Origin of the sequence: Roseomonas sp. BN140053 (assembly GCF_047690175.1) — a bacterium.
Lineage (GTDB): Bacteria > Pseudomonadota > Alphaproteobacteria > Acetobacterales > Acetobacteraceae > Roseomonas.
The window spans coordinates 1-2,219 of sequence record NZ_JBLLEB010000087.1 but is presented as its reverse complement, the minus strand read 5'-3'; the positions used below and the strand labels follow the sequence as shown (position 1 = coordinate 2,219).

The following is a 2,219-nucleotide window of genomic DNA, read 5'->3' as shown; positions in this document are numbered from 1 at the left end:
ATCCAGGGCTACATTGCCCAGACCAACGCCGCGCCGAAGCCCTTCATCTGGACCAAGACCGCCGATGACATCCTCGCCAGCGTCGGACGATTCTGCCAAAGAACTTCTAACTCAGACCACTAGAGGTTGTTGCGGACCTGCAGGCGCCCTCGTTCAGGGTGAACGTCTGAGGGCGTGCCGCACACGTCCGATGTGTCTGATAAGGAGTGAGTGCCGGATGACCTCCAGCGGCATGTCCCTTGTGGAGGGGACATACCCATAGCTGAGGGGCCAGTACCGAGGCCACCTTGATAGGCATGCGATCGTCAATGGTAGTACGTACGCTGGTTGCATCAGGGAGCTCGGTCATATGCGGCACGATGCGGAACTGAGCTGTGATGTCCTCGTCGCGGGCTCGGGGGCTGGCGCCCTTGCCACCGCAATCACAGCCACGCTGCATGGATTGGATGTCATTGTTGCCGAGAAGGCTCCCGTCTTCGGCGGCACGACCGCGCTGTCCGGTGGGGGGATGTGGATTCCTGGAAATCCCTTGGCAGCGAGGATAGGCATCGCTGACAGCCCTGATCGAGCCCTGACCTACATGCGCGAGGAGGCGGGCAACCACCTCGACCTTGATCTCGCCCGAGCTTTCCTCGCCCATGGCTCACGCATGGTCTCGTTCTTCGAGGAACGGACGGCCATGCGGTTCCTGCTTGCGCCCACCTTCCCCGACTATCACCCGGACCGGCCCGGGGCATCCCAGGGCGGCCGCTCCCTGTATGCGGCACCTTGCAGCGGCAGGATACTCGGTGAGCACCTGTCCAAGCTACGCCCACCTCTGGCCGAGTTGACTTTGTTCGGCTTGGTCACCGTGTCGGGCGAGGATGTCGGCCATTTCCTGAAAGCCACGCGGTCTCCTCGATCTGCCCTGCATGTTGCACGCATCTTTGGCGGACATCTTCGCGACGTTCTGCGTCACGGACGAGGCATGCGCCTGACGAACGGAAATGCCTTGGCAGCGCGGCTAGGACGGACATTGTTTGACCTGAATGTCCCGCTCTGGCTGTCCTCCCCGGTCAAGGAGCTGGACTTCCGGCAAGGCTGCGTGCGCGGTGCCTTGGTCGAGCATGAAGGAAGGGTGGTACGGGTCGCGGCCCGACGCGGGGTGGTGCTAGCCTGCGGCGGCTTCCCCCACAGTGAGGAAATGCGCGAACGGCTGTTCCCTCATGTTCGCAACGGGCAGGGACACCACTCCCCTGCTCCCACCACCAACCGGGGGGATGGTCTCGTCTTCGGTACTGCTGCGGGTGGGACGCTGCAGAAGGATCTGGTGCATGCAGCAGCCTGGGTCCCGGTGTCCCGCGTTCCCCGGCGCGATGGCAGCTTCGGCCTATTCCCGCATTTCATCGATCGCGCCAAGCCCGGCATGATCGCCGTCGGCCTGGACGGCCGGCGCTTCGTGAACGAGGCGAATTCCTACCACGACTTCGTTCCGCCCATGCTCGCCCGAAGCGGCGATGCCGATGAAGCTGCCGCCTTCCTCCTCTGCGACCACCGGGCGATCCGGCGATACGGTCTGGGCATTGCCAAGCCCTTCCCGCTTCCCCTCACGCCCTATCTCCGCTCCGGCTATCTGCATCGTGGCCGCTCCCTCAGCAGCCTAGCCGAGCAGATCGGTCTTGACGTGGCCACGCTGAACGACACGGTGGCCCGGTTCAACGAGGGCGCCAAGCACGGGCGTGACCCGGAATTCGGGAAAGGCGAGACGGCCTATAATCGCTTCATGGGCGATGCCGATCACCGCCCTAATCCCTGCCTCGCGCCGCTGGAAATGGCTCCCTTCTACGCCGTACGCCTCGTCATCGGCGATCTCGGCACCTTTGCCGGGCTGCGGACCGATCCGCAAACGCGGGTGCTGGACACCGAAGGAAGGCCCGTTCCCGGGCTCCATGCCGTCGGGAACGACATGGCGAGTGTCATGGGAGGAGCCTATCCCGGCGGCGGAGTGACGCTCGGCCCCGCCATGACCTTCGGCTACGTCGCGGGCTGCCAGTTGGCCGGGGCTACGCCATGAGCCGGAGAACACCGGCCCTGGCGTCGCCCCACCTGGCCCGAGCCAGCTAGAGCAGATTCCGAGCGAACCGAATCAGAGGGCTTGCCCGGCTCGGGGGCAATCTGATTCAAGCTGCTGGCTGGGGTTGGAGGCCAGCGGCGATGGCGAAGACCTTGTCGGAGGACCT

General features: G+C 64.6%; 1 protein-coding gene and 1 pseudogene. Both read left to right on the top strand.

The window, feature by feature from the left end; genetic code table 11:
- Positions 1 to 123: pseudogene (locus ACLIBK_RS25480) on the top strand (IS630 family transposase); the annotation flags it as partial.
- Positions 124 to 349: 226 nt separating this feature from the next.
- A complete protein-coding gene (locus ACLIBK_RS25475; protein ID WP_415390105.1) occupies positions 350 to 2,053 on the top strand; it encodes an FAD-dependent oxidoreductase in 1,704 nt (567 codons plus the stop codon).
- Positions 2,054 to 2,219: the final 166 nt, after the last annotated feature.